The sequence below is a fragment of the Bradyrhizobium sp. SZCCHNR1002 genome (genome assembly GCF_032381435.1).
Lineage (GTDB): Bacteria > Pseudomonadota > Alphaproteobacteria > Rhizobiales > Xanthobacteraceae > Bradyrhizobium > Bradyrhizobium aeschynomenes.
Genome location: NZ_JAUHIS010000001.1, coordinates 334,654 through 352,075, shown reverse-complemented (window position 1 = coordinate 352,075; position 17,422 = coordinate 334,654). Strand labels below are relative to the sequence as shown.

Sequence of the window (17,422 nt, the reverse complement as noted above, 5' to 3'; positions counted from 1 at the left end):
AATTCCGCTTCTGGGTCTTGCTGGCGGCTCCATCGCCTACAGGGCCATGCACGCGATCGACGACTACGCGATCGAGGTTCTGCTGTCCCTGGCGCTCGTCACCTCGGTGTACGCGATTGCCCTGCGGCTGCATTGCAGCGCGCCGCTTGCCGTGGTGGCGGCTGGATTGCTGATCGGAGATCGCGGCCGCAGGGGTCGACGCTCGGTCTCGTCGCCAGGCGGACGTTGTCTCTGCCGGCCAAGGCCGGCCGCTGAGCTTCGCCTCTGCCACCCGCCGGACGGACATGGGCGGGAGGAACCGCCGCTTCGAAAGAACATTCTCTTCCTGTTCATTTGATACATCCTGCCGCTCCGGCAGGCCATGAAGCCTGGACGCAGTCACTTGACCTCATCTCACAGCCATCCGCTCGGTCCCATCATCGTCCTCGTCGCAGCCGCCGCAGGCGCGCTGCTCGGTCTCTACTATTATTTGACTCCCTTGACCGGGGTCACCGGAGCGCCCGGCGTGTTGCTCGTCATCGGGTCCAGCCTGGCCCTCGTCATCGATGCCTTCATCCTGTGGCTCGGCGGGCGCGGATGGCTGTTCGGGGTGTTCTGGACGCTCGGGGTGCTCGGCGCACTCGGCACCGTCGTCGCGGCCTGGTTTCTGCACGCGTGGTGGCTCGCGGCGGCAACCGTTTTCGTCTTCGCCGGCTTGATCGTGACGCTCGCGGCGCCCTCCCAGCCGAGGAGGGTCGCGGCATGACAATCCGTACGCTGCTCCGTCGAACGCCAGCTGCGGCGCTTGCACTCGCGATGGCCGCCGCGCTGCCGTCGGCCGTCGCCCAGAACGACACGAACAATCCGGCGGCCACCTCCGGGGGCATCCCCAGTGAGGGCCAGCATGATCAGTCGCTGCCGCGTGGCAATGTCGAAAACCCATCGTCGGCACCGGCCAGCAGCCCACAAAGAACGACCAACGCAGCGACGCAGCAGCCGTCCGCAAGTCTGCCCGCGCCGAAGCCGATCGCGCTCGTCCCGGAGCATCCCACCTGGAATACGTTTCACGGCCAGCTCAACGCGCAGAAGTACTCTCCCCTCGCCCAGATCACGGCCGACAACGTCAAATCGCTGGTGAAGGTCTGGGAATATCACACCGGTGACGTGTCGGACGGCTCGGGCGATCTGCCGACCAGCGTCTGGTCCGCCACGCCCATCTTCGCCAACGACACGCTCTACATCGGCACGCCGTTCTATCGCGTCATTGCGCTCGACCCCGGCACCGGCCAGGTCAGATGGACCTTCGACTCCAAGTCGACGCTGAAGGCTCTGACCCAGCCGGCGCTGAAAAATCGCGGCGTCGCCTATTGGCAGTCGCCCGCTCCCGTCGCCGGCCAGCCGTGCCAGAAGATCGTCTATCTCGGCACCATGGACGCGCAGCTGTTTGCCATGGATGCCGACACCGGAAAGCTCTGCCGCGACTTCGCGAACAACGGCGTCCTCAACGTCGACCAGTGGAACGACGTGAACAACAAATACCCGTTGTCGCTGCTGCAGCCGCCGACGGTCGCGGGCAATCACGTGATCGTCGGCTGGGCCGGCAAGGACTGGGCCTATGCCGAGGCTCCTCCCGGCACCGTCTTCTCGATCGATCCGCAGACCGGCCAGCGGCAATGGTCGTTCGCCGCGCTGCCGCCGGAGATCGCGCCGCGCACCGGCACCGCCAATGTGTGGACGGGCATGTCGGTCGATGAAGGCCTGGGGCTGGTCTATCTCCCCGTCTCCAGCCCCTCCCCGAACTACTGGGGCGGCAACCGCACCGAGACGATTCCGCTGGCCACCTCGACGACGGCGCTCAATCTCGAAACCGGCGAAGTCGTCTGGTCGCGGCAATGGGTGCATCACGACATCTGGGATTACGACATCAACTCCGCGCCGACATTGATGGACATCACCGTCAACGGCCAGCAGATCCCGGCCTTGATGCAGGCGACCAAGATGGGATTCCTGTTCGTCGTCGACCGCCGCACCGGCAAGGACGTCTGGCCGATCGAAGAGCGCAAGGTGCCCGGCGGCGACGGTTCGATCCAGGGCGAAGTCTACGCGCCGACTCAGCCATTCCCGACCAAGCCGGCGCCGCTGCTCGATCAATCCAGGAAGCCTCCCATCTGGTGGGTCGCCGACGCGCTCGGGCTCGGCCAGTGCTCGCGGCTGTGGAAGAGCCTCAACTACGCCGGCATGTACTCGCCGCCGACGCATAAGGACAACGGGGTTCTCGCCTATCCCGACTCCGCCGGCGGCGTGCAGTGGGGCGGCGTCGCGTTCGATCCGCGCGGCAAGACCGCGATCGTCAACTTCTCGCACGTGGTGCAGTCCATCAAGCTCTACCCGCGGACGGAATATGAGCAGCGTGCAGCCGGCTCGGGCAACGAGCAGGGCTTCTATCCGCAGGACGGCGCGCCCTATGGCATGTCGCTCGACAACGCGCTGAACTGGCTCGGCATGCCCTGCTGGGCACCGCCCTTCGGCGAAATCGCCGCCATCGACATGTCCACCGGCGACATCAAGTGGCGCCGTCCGATCGGCGCGTCACAGAAATGGGGCTTCTACATGCCGGAGTCGATGGGCTCGGTGACGATCGGAGGTCCCGCGGTGACGGCCGGCGGCGTGATCTTCATCGGCGCCTCGATGGACGCCAAGGTGCGGGCCTATGCCTTGTCCGACGGCAAGGAGCTGTGGTCCGACATCGTCCAAGCCCCTGCGGTCGCCAATCCGGCCGTCTACGAATACAAGGGCCGCGAGTACGTTGCCTTCGTCGCCGGCGGCAACACGATCCTCAAGGACCAGGTCGGCGATCAGGTGGTGGTCTATGCTCTGCCCCAGCGACACTAGGGATCGGCGTTCCGCCGCGATGTCGGCACGCTCGCAACGCCTCCGGTCAGCAATCGTCATGGCTCAACACGCCGGCCAAGGCGCGTCGCCTCGTCGATGGCCCCGTCGATCTGGGCAATGCGCCGCCCGAGGCGGGCCTCGACGTCTGCGGTCAATCGCTGGATGATTTCCTTCAAGTGAGCAGATCGTCGGCATTTTGAAGGAGCACGAGGCTGGCGTTCCCGCCGGAGATCCAAGCTGCAAGCATAGCGTGAGCGACGTCAGCAAATAGAAGCAGGGCCAACTGCGGCGGAATGGACCTCTTGGAGGCCAAGCGGCTGAAGATCCGGGAGGATGAGAACACGTAGCCGAAGCGGCCGCGGGCGGGTTGCCATGTCCGACTATGCGTCAAGGATCTCCTAGCAAAGAAGCAGTCACGCCGGCGGCGAAGCGGAAGGTGTCGTACACCTCAGGGGCGTTCACGGAATCGATCGGTTGGCGCATAAAGCCACTGTCTGTTGCGGAATGACGGTCAGATATCAGACGAGCCGGTCGGATGACGCAAAGCTGCGGCACATCATTTGCGCATGCAGCTCAAGCGGGATGGCTACCTAGTCAGTGACAAGGAGGTATTCCGGCTGTACCGAGGAACGGCGCACGGACTCTCGCTTGGGTCGTGCACTACTTGGCCATGACCTGCACGAGCCAAGTAAGCTGTTTGCCCAACTTCAGCAGCAGCCGCAACGCGGGCAACGCCAGCCCCTCCCCCTGACTGCACTCATAATGGCGCCCTGCCTACCAACTTGCCGATGCGCCAGTGGCCAAAGGTCAGGCACGGCCCCCCTGCGTCGCGCGGTGTGCCGTGCCTCCTACAGAGCTTGCTGCGAGGCCTACACGTGCCACGCCGTGGCGATCGAGGCTTGCAGGGTCGGGTCATTCGGCGCAGCCTGGTTGGTGGCGCCAGTCAAATCAAAACCGGCATGGCTCGACGAATGGCTCGCCATCGCCTGCACCAATTGTGCGATCTGGCTGTCGATCTTGAGGCCCGGCGCGGTGATTTCCTGCAGCGGGATCGAGTTGCTGCTGAACCAATCAAGCGCGCTGGTCTGGCTCGCGCTAGGGCTCTCGAGCATTGAGCTGGTCATCGCCAGCGAGGTCGGGTTCGGCGGATCGATATTCGTCACCGTGGTAATGCTGTTGACAACCGGAGCAGCAGGCGTCGAGGACGTGACCGGCAACTTGAACACGACGCCGCCGGTGCCGCCGAGGTAGGTGGTTCCGTAAAGACTGCCACCGGCGTCCATGAACAGGCTCGCGCCGGGCCCTTTGCCATTGTTGCCATTGAACGACGTCAGCACCGTGGGCGTGCTGCTATAGCCGGTCGCCGTCTTTGTTAGCTCGAAGATCGTTCCCTGGTTGTTTGTTCCTCCGTTGAGCGTCGTGCCGAACAGATTGCCCGCAGCATCCATGATTAGGCCACCGTAGGGGTTGAGCCCGTTGGTTCCGTTGAACGAGGCAAGCATGATCGGCGCGCTGCCATAGCCGTCTGCAGTCTTCACGATCTCGAAGATGGAGCCGGCATCGTTGGGTCCCCCGGCCTCTGTCGTGCCGAACAGATTCCCCTCGGCATCGGCGATCAGGCTACCGAAATACGGGTTCGAACCGTTGGTGCCGCTGAACGACACCAGCACCGTCGGCGTGCTGCCGTAGCCGCTCACGGTCTTGGCGATCTCGTAGACGGTGCCAAGATTGTTTGCCCCGCCATTGGTCGTGGTGCCGAACAGATTGCCGGATGCGTCCATGTACAGGCTAGCCATCGGGTTGGCGCCGTTGGTACCGTTGAACGACACCAGCACCGTGGGCGTGCTGCCATAGCCGCTAGCCGTTTTGGGGATCTCGTAGACGGTGCCGTAGCCGCCGGCGCCGCCGGTTGTCGTGGTGCCGAACAGGTTGCCGGCCGCGTCGATGATCAGAGCGTCTTGTGGCGCTGAACCGTCGGTGCCACTAAAGGAGGCCAGAACGACCGGAGTGCTGCTGTAGCCGGTGCTCGTCTTGACGATTTCGTAGACGGCGCCATAGCCATTGGCGCCGCCGGATCGCGCAGTGCCGAACAGGTTGCCGGCCGCATCCATCACCAGCCCGCCTCGCAGGTTGTCGCCGCTGATGCCGCCGAACGAGGCCAGCACGATCGGTGTGCTGCTGTAGCCGCTGCTGGTCTTGGCGATCTCGAACACGACACCTCCGTTGGCAGATCCGCCATTCTGGGTGGTGCCATAGAGATTGCCGGCCGCATCGCTGATCAGAGCGCTGAAAGGACGATTGCCATTGGTCGTGCCGTTGAACGAGGTCAACACCGTCGGTGCACCCGCATAGACTGCGGTGGTGTAGCCGCTGCTCCGGTCCGCCAAGGTGAACGTGGTGGTCTGGCTGCTGTTGGCCTGCCCAGCGGCCGGCGTGAAGGTGAGCGCCCGGAGCTGGCTAGTGATCGTGGTGGCGCTCCCCGATAATGTGTAGGTGCTGCCCGAGCCGCTTAGCCCGGCTCCCGACAGCGTCCCTCCCGCGCCGCTCAGCGTGATGGTCAGCGTGTCGGTTGCACCGAGATTCAGATCCGTGATCGTCACACCCGCGAACGGATGCACCGGGGTCTCCGATGTCGTCGTCTGTCCTGCGATCGTGCCGGTGATGATCGGCGCAACGCCGCCGGGCGTATCGACAATGGCCGCGCTGGCGCCGGCATTGCCATAGCTGTCGCTCACGCTGGCCACGAGATTGTTGATGGCACGGCTCGGCAACGTCACGTTGAAGGAAAACGTGCCGTCGGATTGAACGGCCGTCGTCGCCAACGCCATGCCGTTGTCGGTCAAGGTCACGGTCCGGCCGACCACGGTACCTGCGCCATCCAGGCTCACCGTCCCCGTAATAGTCTGAGCTGCGCCATAGCCGGTGGAGCCGACCCCGGTGATCGTCACCATCGGAGCAACGTTGTCCAGCGTATCGACGACCGCAGCGCTGTGGCCAACATTGCCGAAGGCGTCGGCCACGCTGGCGACCAGGGCGTTGGCGCCCTGATATGGCAGCGTCACGGTGAGCGCGAACGTGCCGTTTGGCTGAACCGTCGTCGTTCCCAGGACCGTCCCGTTGTCCGTGACGGTGACGGTCTGGCCGACAACGTTAGCGACGCCGCCGAGGCTGACGGTGCCGGTAACGGTTTTAGCCGCGACATTGCCGGCCTGCGCCGAACTCGTGATCGCGACTGTGGGCGCGACACTGTCGAGCACCACGACCGCCTCGGCGCTGGTGCCGACATTACCGTAGCTGTCGGCCACACTGGCAACCAGCGCGTTGGCGCCCTGGTTTGGGAGCGTCACGGTCAGCGCAAATGTGCCGTCGGCCTGCACGGTCGTCGTTCCCAGCACCGCGCCATTGTCGGTGACGGTGACCGTCTGACCGATCACCGCGGCAGCACCGCTCAGGCCGACCGTCCCGGTAACCGTCTGGCTGGCAATGTTGCTCGTTTCCGCGAGACCGTTGATGGCCACCGATGGCGCAATCGTGTCGAGCGTATCGACCACTGCCGCACTGGCGCCAGTATTGCCGAAGCTGTCCGTGACGCTGACGACCAGCGCGTTGGCACCCTGGTTGGGCAGCGTGACGGTCAACGAGAACGTACCGTCGGCCTGCACCGTGGTCGTCCCCAGCGACACGCCATTATCCGTGAGGATCAAGGTCTGCCCAGCGACCTTGGCAATCCCACCCGATGTCACCGTGCCCGCGATGGTCTGGGTCGCCACATTGCTGGAGACCGCAGGGCTAGTGATCGTCACGGTCGGCGCGGTCATGTTGCGTAGATCGATCGCGGTGCCGCTGGCGCCGAATTGGAGCAGTTCGACCACGGGGCCCGCGGCCTGGAACTGGTCCTTGATGGTCAGCGTCTCACCGCTCGACAAAATGCGAACGAGAAGGTCGTTGCCGCTGCGCGTGATGTCAACGTCGGCCTGGTTCAATCCCAAGAGCTTGACGACATCATTGCCGGTGTTGGTCGCAGCCTCCTGGATCACATCGTTGCCAGATCCTACCCTGAAGAGATAGGTGTCCGCACCTCCGGCCCCGTTGAGGAGATCGTTGCCGCCACGGCCGTCGATGATCTCCGCATTCGCCGTCCCGTTGATCGTGTCCGCGGCGTCCGTGCCGAGAATGACCGGCTGGTTGGTGACGATGCTGGCAACATTCTGCGCGGTCCAGGTGACGCCGTCGCTGAAGCTCACGCTCGCCAGATTGCCGCCGCTGAACTGGCCTTTCACCGTGACTGTGTTGCCTGTCAGCGTGTTCTCGATCACGAGATCCGCGCCGTTACCCGGCCGGCTGAGGATGACGGCCGTGGACGCGATGTCCTGTATCACCAGCAGATTGTCGCTCGTGTTGTCCTCGATGACATCATTGCCGCCGGCCGAGTTGTAGATATAGGTGTCCGATCCGCTGCCGCCGTTCAGATAGTCGTTGCCGGCGCCACCGTTGAGCGTGTCGTTGCCGCCAAGACCGTACAACGTATCGTTGCCGCTGGTGCCGACGATTACGTCGTTGTTCTGATCGAAGCCGGTGATCGTCGTCGCGCCGGCCGCCATCTGCTGCGCGATATAGGCGCTCTCCAGCTGCTGCTTGCTCCACACCGTGCCGTCGCCGAGCACCACCTGCTCCAGGCCGACACTGCTGCCGCTGTCGAACGAGACCATGCGGACCGATCCCGGCTGGTCGCTGAAGCTCAAGGTCACATCGCTGCCGCTGCGGCTGATGACCAGATTGGCCGCGGTCAGCCCCGTGCCCAGGACCAGCCTGTCGTTCGAGCCGTCGAACGCCGTGCCATCCGTGATCACGTCGTTGCCGTCGCCGGCATTGTAGACATAGGTGTCAGAGCCGCCGCCGCCGTCCAGCGTGTCGTCGCCGCGGTTGCCGGTCAGCGTATCGTTGCCGCCGAGACCATACAGCGTGTCGTTGCCGCTGGTGCCGCCGATCACGTCGCTGTTCTGGTCGAAGCCGGTGATCGTCGTCGCGCCGGCCGCCATCTGCTGCGCGATATAGGCGCTCTCCAGCTGCTGCTTGCTCCACACCGTGCCGTCGCCGAGCACCACCTGCTCCAGGCCGACACTGCTGCCGCTGTCGAACGAGACCATGCGGACCGATCCCGGCTGGTCGCTGAAGCTCAAGGTCACATCGCTGCCGCTGCGGCTGATGACCAGATTGGCCGCGGTCAGCCCCGTGCCCAGGACCAGCCTGTCGTTCGAGCCGTCGAACGCCGTGCCATCCGTGATCACGTCGTTGCCGTCGCCGGCATTGTAGACATAGGTGTCGGAGCCGCCGCCGCCGTCCAGCGCGTCGTTGCCGCCGTTGCCGGTCAGCGTATCGTTGCCGCCGAGGCCGTACAGCGTATCATTGCCAGCGGTGCCGCCGATCACGTCACTGTTCTGGTCGAAGCCGGTGATGGTCGTCGCGCCGGCCGCCATTTGCTGCGCGATGTAGACGCTCTCCAGCTGCTGCTTGCTCCACACCGTGCCGTCGCCGAGCACCACCTGCTCCAGCCCGACGCTGCTGCCGCTGTCGAATGCCACCATGCGGATCGACCCCGCCTGGTCGCTGAAGCTCAGCGTGATGTCGCTGCCGCTGCGGCTGATCACCAGATTGGCCGCAGTCAGTCCCGCGCCCAGGACCAGCCTGTCGTTCGAGCTGTCGAACGCCGTGCCATCCGTGATCACGTCGTTGCCGTCGCCCGCATTGTAGACGTAGCTGTCGGAGCCGCCGCCGCCGTCCAGCGTGTCGTTGCCGCCGTTGCCGGTCAGCGTATCGTTGCCGCCGAGGCCGTACAGCGTATCATTGCCAGCGGTGCCGCCGATCACGTCACTGTTCTGGTCGAAGCCGGTGATGGTCGTCGCGCCGGCGGCCATTTGCTGGGCAATATAGGCGCTCTCCAGCTGCTGCTTGCTCCACACCGTGCCGTCGGCGAACACCACCTGTTCGACACCGGTACCTGCTCCACCGTCCTCGGAGACCAGGCGAACCGAACCCGGCTGATTGGTGAAGCTGATAATGATGTCGCTACCGCTACGGCTGATCAGCAGGTTCTCCGGGGCCAGACCGGCCCCCAGCGCCAGCCTGTCGACGGCGCCATCGAAGGCGGAGCTGTCGGTGATCCTGTCGTTGCCGTCGCCGGCATTGTAGATGTACGAGTCCGACCCGCCGCCACCGTCGATATTGTCGTCACCAGGTCCGGCGGCGATGATATCCGATCCGCTGGTGCCGGTCAGAGTATCATTGCCCGCCGTTCCCACGATGGTGACCAGCATGGCGCGCAGCACGGCCGGAGACCACACTGTTCCGTCCGCAAAAACGATGGTCTCGACGCCTTGTCCGTTGAGGGTGTCCAGCTCTGCCTTCAGCAGCACCGAACCGCCGTCGCTGCCGCCCGCGGTGCTGGGCGCGATCACCAGGGTGACGTCGGTCCCGCTGCGCGTCACCGACACGCGAGATGGCAAGATATCGATCAGAACGAGCCTGTCGACGCTACCATCGGCCGCTCCGCCTTCGGTGATCGTGTCGTTGCCGTCGCCGCCCTTGTAGAAGAACGTATCGGAGCCGGCGCCACCATTGAGCTGATCAGCGCCAATGCCGGCATTGATGATGTCGACCCCAGATCCGCCATTCAGCGTGTCGTTGCCGGAGGTGCCATAGATCAGCCGCCACGCCGCGCCATCGCTGAAGGAGATCGTGCTCAGGCCTTTCGCCGCAGCCCCGAGGAACGTGACACGATCGTCGGTGCCGGCAAGCGCCACGGTGACGTCGCCATTGACGGCGGTCTGGACGGTGACCTCGGATTGCGCAATCCCTGCAGCCAGCTTCAACGTCGCTCCGGTGCCGGTCAGGGTGACGTTCGCATGACCAATGCCACGCTTGACAATAACGACATCATTGGCGGAGCCGGCCGTGACGGTATCGCCGCCCGGCCCGAGCTCAAAGATGTTGGTCCCGTAGGAACTCCCGGTGAGAACGGTGTTCGCATCGGTGCCGATATAGGTGAAGGTTAGCGGCTTCGTCAGATCCCAACTCGTGCCATCCGCAAAGCGGACCGTCTCGACCGCAGCGGATGAACCGGTGAAGGCCGACTGGATCAGGACCGAGTCGGTCGAGTTGCGGAACCGGACATACAAATCACTGCCGACGCCCTGCAGGATGGCATCACCAGCGGCGAGGCCGCGGCCGAACGTCAAGGTGTCATTTCCGCCGGACTCGATGATCGTGTCCTGCCCATCGCCGGCATTGAAGATGTAGGTGTCATCACCGCCCCCACCCTGCAGCACGTCATTGCCGCGGAGCCCCTCGATCGTATCATTGGCACCGGAGCCGACGATGGTCTCGGCCGCATTGGTCCCGAGCGTGACAGTGTCGGTTCCACTGATAGCCGCGGCCAGGACGTCGGCGCTCGACCACACCGTCCCGTCGTCGAACACGATCTGCTCGATCGTTCCGGTGCCGGCAAACTGGCCCGTCAAGGTCAGCCGGCTGTTGAGATCGGCTTCGAACAGCAGCAGAGCGTTGTCGCCGCTGCGCACGCCATGAACCTGGCTCGGCACGATGCCGTGAAGCAGAACCGTATCGCCGTCGCTGCTGGCCTGATCGTCGATGATGTCGGCGCCATCGCCGAGCGTGTAGACATAGGTGTCGGCACCGCCGCGCCCGATCAGCCGGTCAGTGCCGGCGCCACCGGTCAGGATGTTTGCTCCGTCGTCGCCGCCCAGGACGTCGTCGCCACTGGTCGGCACCAGCGACTTCAAAAGAATCGCGGCACGGTCCCAGACCGTGCCGTCGGCAAATTGCACGAGATCGACGCCGCCCGTGGTGCCGACCAGCTGATTGCCCAGCACGACGCTATCGCTACTGCCGGCAATGCTCAGAACAATATCCTGCCCGCCATTGGCCTGCGTGACCACGATGTCGGTCGGTACAATGTCGGCCGCGAACTGCAGCCGGTCCACATCGGCTGCCGCGCCATTGTCGTTGATGCGGTCGGTGCCGCCGCCGCGGCCGAACAGGTAGGTGTCGTTGCCGACGCCGCCCTCGAGCGTGTCGTTGCCTCCACCGCCGGCGAGCGTATCGTCGCCGCCCGCACCATAGATCACATCATTGCCGGCGCCGCCGGTCAGCACGTTGCCGGCATAGTCGCCATACAGCGTGGCGCCCGCCGCGGTCGGCAGGGTCGCCTGCGCCAGCAGGTCCGCCCGGCTCCAGACCGTACCATCGGCGAACACGACCTGGTCGACGCCGCCGGTCTTGGCGATCAGCTGGTTCTGCAGCAGAACGCTGTCGGTCGTTCCGCCGATCGAGAGCAGCAGGTCGCGTCCGCCATTGACCTCGGTCACTGTCACGGAACCGACCGCGATGCCGGTTCCCAGCCGCAGCGTATTGACCTCGCTGCTGTTCGAGTTGCCGTTGTCGACAATCGTGTCCTGGCCGTCGCCGAGATTGAACAGATAGGTATCGTTGCCGGTGCCGCCAACCAGAACATCATTGCCCGTTCCGCCCGACAGAACGTCGTCGCCTCCGGCGCCATACAGCGTGTCGTTCCCGGCCCCGCCGTTCACCGCATTGGCGAGATAGTCACCATAGAACGTGTCGTTGCCAGCAGTCGGCGCCGTCGCCTGCGCCAGCAGCGCCGCGCGCGTCCACACCGTGCCGTCGGCGAACACCACCTGATCGACGCCGCCGGTAGCCGACACCAGTTGGTTCTTCAACGTAACCTTGTCGGTCGTGCCGCTGATCGTGAGCACGAGATCCGCGCCGCCATTCGCCTCGGTCACCACCACGTTCGCAGGCAGGATCCCGCTGCCGAACTGCAGCGTGTTGGTCTCGCCGCTCGCCGCGCCATTGTCGGTGATCGTGTCCTGGCCATCGCCGAGGTTGAACACATAGGTATCGTTGCCGGTCCCGCCCGACAGCGTGTCATTGCCGGTCCCGCCGATCAGCGTATCGTCACCTGCGCCGCCCGACAGCGTGTCATTGCCCGCACCGCCGTTTAATGTATTGGCATTGTAGTCGCCATAGAACGTATCATTGCCGCTCGTCGGCACCGTCGCCAACGCTAGCAGCGCCCCCCGATTCCAGATCGTGCCGTCCGCAAACACGATCTGATCGACGCCGCCCGCGGCCGACAGTAGCTGATTGCGCAAGGTGATCTTGTCGGTTGTGCCGGTGATACTCAACACCAAGTCACCGGTACCGGACTCCTTGACGGTTACTTGAGCCACCAAAATCCCAGCCCCGAATTGCAGCGTGTTGACCTCACCACTGCCGGCGCCATTGTCGGCGATCGTGTCCTGCCCGTCACCGCGGTTGAAGATATAGGTGTCGTTGCCGAGCCCACCCTGCAGCGTATCGTTGCCAAGACCACCAATTAGCGTGTCGTCACCGGCCTGGCCGTAAAGCGAGTCAGCTGATGGGGTTCCAGTGAGCGTGTCGTTGCCCGATGCACCAATAATCGTTGTCATTGTTCAATCCCAACAAATCGACCCATCGCTTCCATGTGCCTCGGCCAACTATTCGCGTAACGACACCAAAACCTCAGCTGCCTGCTTTAGCCCACCTTGCGCAGCTCTTTCGAGCAATTGAATCGCTTCTCCAGTCTTACCTGAGTGCAGCAAGCGAATTGCAAACAAATAGACCGTCTCTTCGTGACCACTATCAAACGCCCGCTTGTACCACCCTTCCGCCATTTCACGGTCCACCGAAATTCCGTACTCTCCGTGCTCCAAATACCACGCCAAATGATGCTGAGCATCAGCATTTCCAGACGTAGCTGCACGCCAGAGCCAGCGGTTTGCTTCTTCTACGTCCATCGGCATTAAGTCTCCGAATCTGTATGACTGGCCAAGCTCCCATTGCGCCTCGGCGTCACCTGCGTCTGCCAGCTTACGCAATTCGGAACTCCAACGCGCGACCTCACCATCAATATGAGGAATGGCCTCGCCATCGCGGGACCATCTAGCTAGCGTCAAACACGCCACTGGGTCTCCACTATCGGCGCACTCCCTAATCAATTGCGTCGCGACCTCCAGCCGATCATTGTTGTATGCGTCGATTGCAGCCAAAAACTTCGCAGATCGCATTTTCATTCTTCGCCTCCTCCGCGCCCCCTGAACCCGGACCGACGTCCTCCTCCCATGTAGCCAAGTCGCTCCAACTGCGTTGCTGTCGGCCCACCCCTATGAAATATCTGTCGATTGACTCTGTCGAAAAACCTCTTCTCTCCCTCTGTAAGGCTCTCGCAGACCTTTCGCATTTGCTTACTTTTACGATAAATTTCATCATCTTCTGGCGTAAGTGGGCGCCAATTTTCCGTCGAAACTCTGGCTTCATTGCCCGCTGAGTCTTTCACATGAATATGATAGCTCTCGCCCGCCCCAGCCCTCGCATGCTCGTTTCCTCCGGCAGGCGGCCCGGGATACGAGTGAAAAGTAACGCCATCATCTCGATAGATTTCGAGCAATCCAGTCGGATCAATATTTGATACGGGGTTTCCACCAGCGTACAAGTAAACATTCGCTCCTGCCGTGAGCCCGATCGGATCGACTTGAAGGTATCGTGCCGTAGTCGGATCGTAGTGGCGATACCAATTGGAATGCAGTCCGGATTCCAACAGGAAGTATTGCCCCGGAAATCGCAGATTATTCGTGGCCGACCCCAGGATCACGTCGACGCTGCCAAATGGCAAGAGATATGCATTCCACGACACGTTCTTCGTGCTGTCCGTCATCCGAATCGGACGGTCGAGATGGTCGGCGTGAACGAACCAGAGGTTTGCCGCGGACGTATCGAGATCAGCTGCCACGGTGAGCGGCATGTCGTCGAGCCAGACATACTCCCGGGTCACGACGCCGGAGGCCGTCGCTTCGGCGATAAGACGACCAGTGAGATCGTACACGTAATGTATGGTAGCGGGTGGCGAGGCTGTCCGTAGCGTACGGACGGCCATTCGCTCTAAACCATCATAGCCGTAGTCCGCCGTGACGGTCGAGTTGAGACGCAGCTGATCGAGCCGACCGCGGTTGTTGTACCGGTAGCTATAGATCGTGCCGGAGCGATTGTCGGTGACGAGATTGCCCGCCGCGTCATGAACGAAGGTACGGACGCTGGCTCCATTACTGGTCACGTCGACGAAACGGTTTGACGTGGCCTCGTAGTCCGTGACCTTCTCCGCGACGATGCCGCGGCTGGCATAGGACTCGAGCCTCCGATTGCCGACGGCGTCATAGGCATAGCCGAGCATGCCCCAAGGACCGATGGCATTTTCGAGCCGGCCGGTCGGCGTATACGAGTAATTCTCGCTACGCGGCGCATCGACGCTGTCGGTGATATCGGTAATGTTGACGCCGTCGTTGCGGCTGTATTGGCGATTGACGACATCGGTTCCAGGAGAAGTGTCCGTCACCCGCAGTTGGCTGAGCAGGTAGTCCTGATCATACGTCTTGATCAGGGTCAGACCATTGCCATAGGTCAGCGACTGCAACAGCCCGGTCGCGCCATACGTCACGTTCGACGCGAGTGGCACGGTCGCGCTCGCGGTCCGCGAAGTCACACCGACGATACGGCCGAGTGTATCTCGGCTGTAGTCGATCACCCGACCAGACGGGTACGTCATGCTGATGACGTTGCCATCGAGGTCATAGCCATAGCCGACGACATAGACGGCGGAGCCCGTGACTTTGCGCTCCTGCGTTACCTGGCCGAGCGCGTTGAAGGTCCAGTCGATCGAGCCAGTGGCATCCTGGATCCGGGTCACCCGGCCCCTGCCCTTGTTGCCGTTAGCCGTGTCGTCCCAGGTATAGGTGACGTTCTCGCCGGGCGCCGCCGGATACTGCTTAGCGAGCAGGCGGCCGGCATTGTCATAGGTCAGGTTGGTGACGACACCACGAGCGTCGACGATCTGCGTCGGCTTGCCCTGGACGTTATAGGTGTAAGTTGTCGTACCGCTGTCGGGGCTGACCCGCTGGATCACCTCGCCGAAGCCGTTGCGGACGTAGCTGGTGGTCAGCGAGCGTGGGTCGGTATAGGCGGTGACGTCGTCGGCGCCATTGCGGGTCACGGTGACCGAGCTGCCCTCCTCATCCGTCGTGCCGATCAGACGGTTCAGGCCGTCGAAGCTCGATCCGAACACGTTGGCACGCGGATCGGTCACCGACACCTCGTTGTGGGTGCGGTCGTAGCCGTGCGTCCAGGTCTGCCCTGACGCCCCGACGAAGGTCAGCAGCCGGCCGAGTTCGTCATAGGTCGCGGTCTGCGATGACTGCAGGATGCCGCTGGGATCCTTGATCCGCCGCGCGGTGACATTGCCAAGAGTATCGCGGTCGTATTCGATTGTGGCCCCGGTATTGTCCTGCACGCGGAACAGGCGACGGCCATCATCATAGGTATATTGCAGGAACGCGCCGTTCGGCCTCGTAATCTTGCTGACGTCACCCATCGGGGTGTAGTCAACCGACGTCGTCGCGACCAGCCCGCTTGGATCGACGACCGTGCTCTTCAGTCGGCCGAGCGGATCATAGGTCAGGTTGGTGTAGACGCCATTGGGATCGAGGATCGTGGTCGGCTGCCCCCGCCCGTTGTGCGACATCACCTTGGTGACGTGCCCCACCTCGTTGGTGATCGTCGCCACGAAGCCGGTCTGGTCATACGTATAAAGGACGGTGTCCCCGACTCCCGACAGCGGGCCATCGACCGAGGCCAGCAGACCTCCAGTCGTGTAACCATAGGTCCAGGTCCGGGTCTGGCCGTTGGTCGAATACGGCACGGTCTGGCTGGTCGTATCCGTCTTCGTCAGCTGCGTCAGAAGCCCACCGGTCCAGGTGAAGTCGGTGGTCACACCGGGCTCGACCGCGCGCGTCGGGACGTTCAGGGTCGGATGCCAGGTGTAGCTGTTGGACTGCGCAAGCGACGTTCCATAGCCTCGCGTGATGACCGTCGGATTGCCACGACTGTCACGGACGTAATGCGTGGTCCGCCCCTCCTCGTCGGTCTCGTCCGTGACATAATTGTTGACGTCGTAGCCGATGACGGAATTGGAGCCAACGCAGTTGGCGGACGGCTGCCCCTCGATGCTGGCGAGGATGTTGTTACCCCGCGCATCCTTGGTGTAGTGATACACTGCCACCTTAGACAGCGGATTGGTCACCGTCACCGTGTTGGCCGCATCGTTGTAGGCGATCGAATAGCGCTCGACGCCGCCGGCATGCTCCGATGTAAGCACCCTCCCCTTGGCATCGTAGGTCCAAGTCGCGTAGCGTACGCCGGCCTCGTTGGTGATGCCGGTCAGCGCGTAGGGAAAGCTCGCATTCTCGTAATGATAGCGGATGCGCGGATTGTCCGCCGTGTCCACGGTCGTGTCCGGCTGAATGACGTATTCCAGCGCGAACAGGTCCGCTGCCATCTGCAGCGGATCCGGACCGCTCCTGCCGACGATGGCGTAGCGCGGAATGAACTTGTAGCGATAGACCTGCCCGCCGGGCACCGTCATCGTGTCGAGCAACCCCTGCGGCGTATAGGTGAACTGCAGAGTCCGACCGAAACTGTCGGTCACCAACGTGTTGTTGCCGGCACTGTCATAGGTCAACGTCTGAACGTAACCGCTCTGGAACACGATCGACTGCAGCACGCCATTGGCGTCGTAGACCCGGCTGATATTGTCATCGGTCGTCAGGGTAAAGAGCTGCGTGGTCGCATTCTTGACGAGCGTCGCGGCGCGACTACGGTTACCAATGACGAGGCTCTTCAGGCTCCAGTCGTAATAACTCTGCGCATAGAGACCGGTCGAGCTGACATAGCTGAAAAGAACGACCTCTCCATTAGGGAGCGTAACCGTCACGCTATTGGAAGTGACGATCGCACCGGAATCGAAGTTAGATCGCCATCCGTTACCGAGCCGCGACGGACGCAGACGTCCGCTCAGCGTCGCTTGATCGCTCGTATAGAAGCGCTCGAATTTGAGCGACGCACCGCCGTCGCTCGTGCTCTGGGTCGAGAAATCGGTATAGGTCTCAATCTTCATGCCACTGCGAAGATCGACGGGATTGGCGACCTGGTCTCGACAGGACGGGCAGTGATCCGCCGGGGGAGCAGCGAGACACCCCGATCCGGTTAGAACTTCACCACTATCGCAGTTGAGAAACGCTACACCACCCCGGTAAGCTCCATTCGAATTCCCGTCACAAACCGCACCGGCGAAAATCCCGCTGCTGCCCGCCCCGTTCAGATAGCACCTCGTCAGGACGACGCTTGGGTCGCTGCTCCAATAAGCCCAGAAGTCCTCCTGCGCACAGGCAATACCATCCGAACCGCAGTTCCCATTGTGATAGCTGGCCCAGTGACCCGCATGCGCCGGCTGGGGCGCAAGACAGACGATGAACGAGACACAGAACAAGATGACTGCGACGATAGAACCGCGCAGCCAAGTCAGCTGCGCAAACCTATTTCCAACCCGGATCATGTGCCCCCACACGAATCAACCACGTCTCAACCTGAGATCAACTACACGGTA

The 17,422-nt window shown here is 62.9% G+C and carries 6 protein-coding genes; 3 read left to right on the top strand and 3 right to left on the bottom strand.

Translation table 11 applies throughout. The features are described 5' to 3' along the window. Window position 1: 1 nt before the first annotated feature. The 3 genes from QX108_RS33480 to QX108_RS01495 are packed head-to-tail and all read left to right on the top strand — an operon-like array spanning window position 2 to window position 2,871. A complete protein-coding gene (locus QX108_RS33480) occupies window positions 2–337 on the top strand; it encodes a cation:proton antiporter (RefSeq protein ID WP_409998500.1) in 336 nt (111 codons plus the stop codon). A 45-nt stretch (window positions 338–382) separates the two neighbouring features. Next, window positions 383–745, top strand: coding sequence for a hypothetical protein (locus tag QX108_RS01500; protein ID WP_315784621.1), 363 nt, complete (start codon window positions 383–385; stop codon window positions 743–745). Continuing rightward, window positions 742–2,871, top strand: a complete 2,130-nt coding sequence (locus QX108_RS01495; protein ID WP_315784624.1) for a pyrroloquinoline quinone-dependent dehydrogenase — start codon at window positions 742–744, stop codon at window positions 2,869–2,871. Before QX108_RS01500 ends, QX108_RS01495 begins: the two co-directional genes overlap by 4 nt. 869 nt (window positions 2,872–3,740) lie before the next feature. Here the strand turns inward: QX108_RS01495 and QX108_RS01485 are convergent. The 3 genes from QX108_RS01485 to QX108_RS01475 are packed head-to-tail and all read right to left on the bottom strand — an operon-like array spanning window position 3,741 to window position 17,371. Next, on the bottom strand, window positions 3,741–12,380 hold the full coding sequence (locus QX108_RS01485) for a calcium-binding protein (protein WP_315784627.1): 8,640 nt from the start codon (window positions 12,378–12,380) through the stop codon (window positions 3,741–3,743). 48 nt (window positions 12,381–12,428) lie between these two features. Next, window positions 12,429–13,004 carry a tetratricopeptide repeat protein gene (locus tag QX108_RS01480; RefSeq protein WP_315784630.1) on the bottom strand — a complete coding sequence of 192 codons (576 nt, stop codon included), beginning with the start codon at window positions 13,002–13,004 and terminating at the stop codon, window positions 12,429–12,431. Beyond that, window positions 13,001–17,371, bottom strand: a complete 4,371-nt coding sequence (locus QX108_RS01475) for an RHS repeat-associated core domain-containing protein (protein WP_315784634.1) — start codon at window positions 17,369–17,371, stop codon at window positions 13,001–13,003. The genes QX108_RS01480 and QX108_RS01475 overlap by 4 nt, the downstream gene beginning before the upstream one ends. Window positions 17,372–17,422 lie beyond the last annotated feature (51 nt).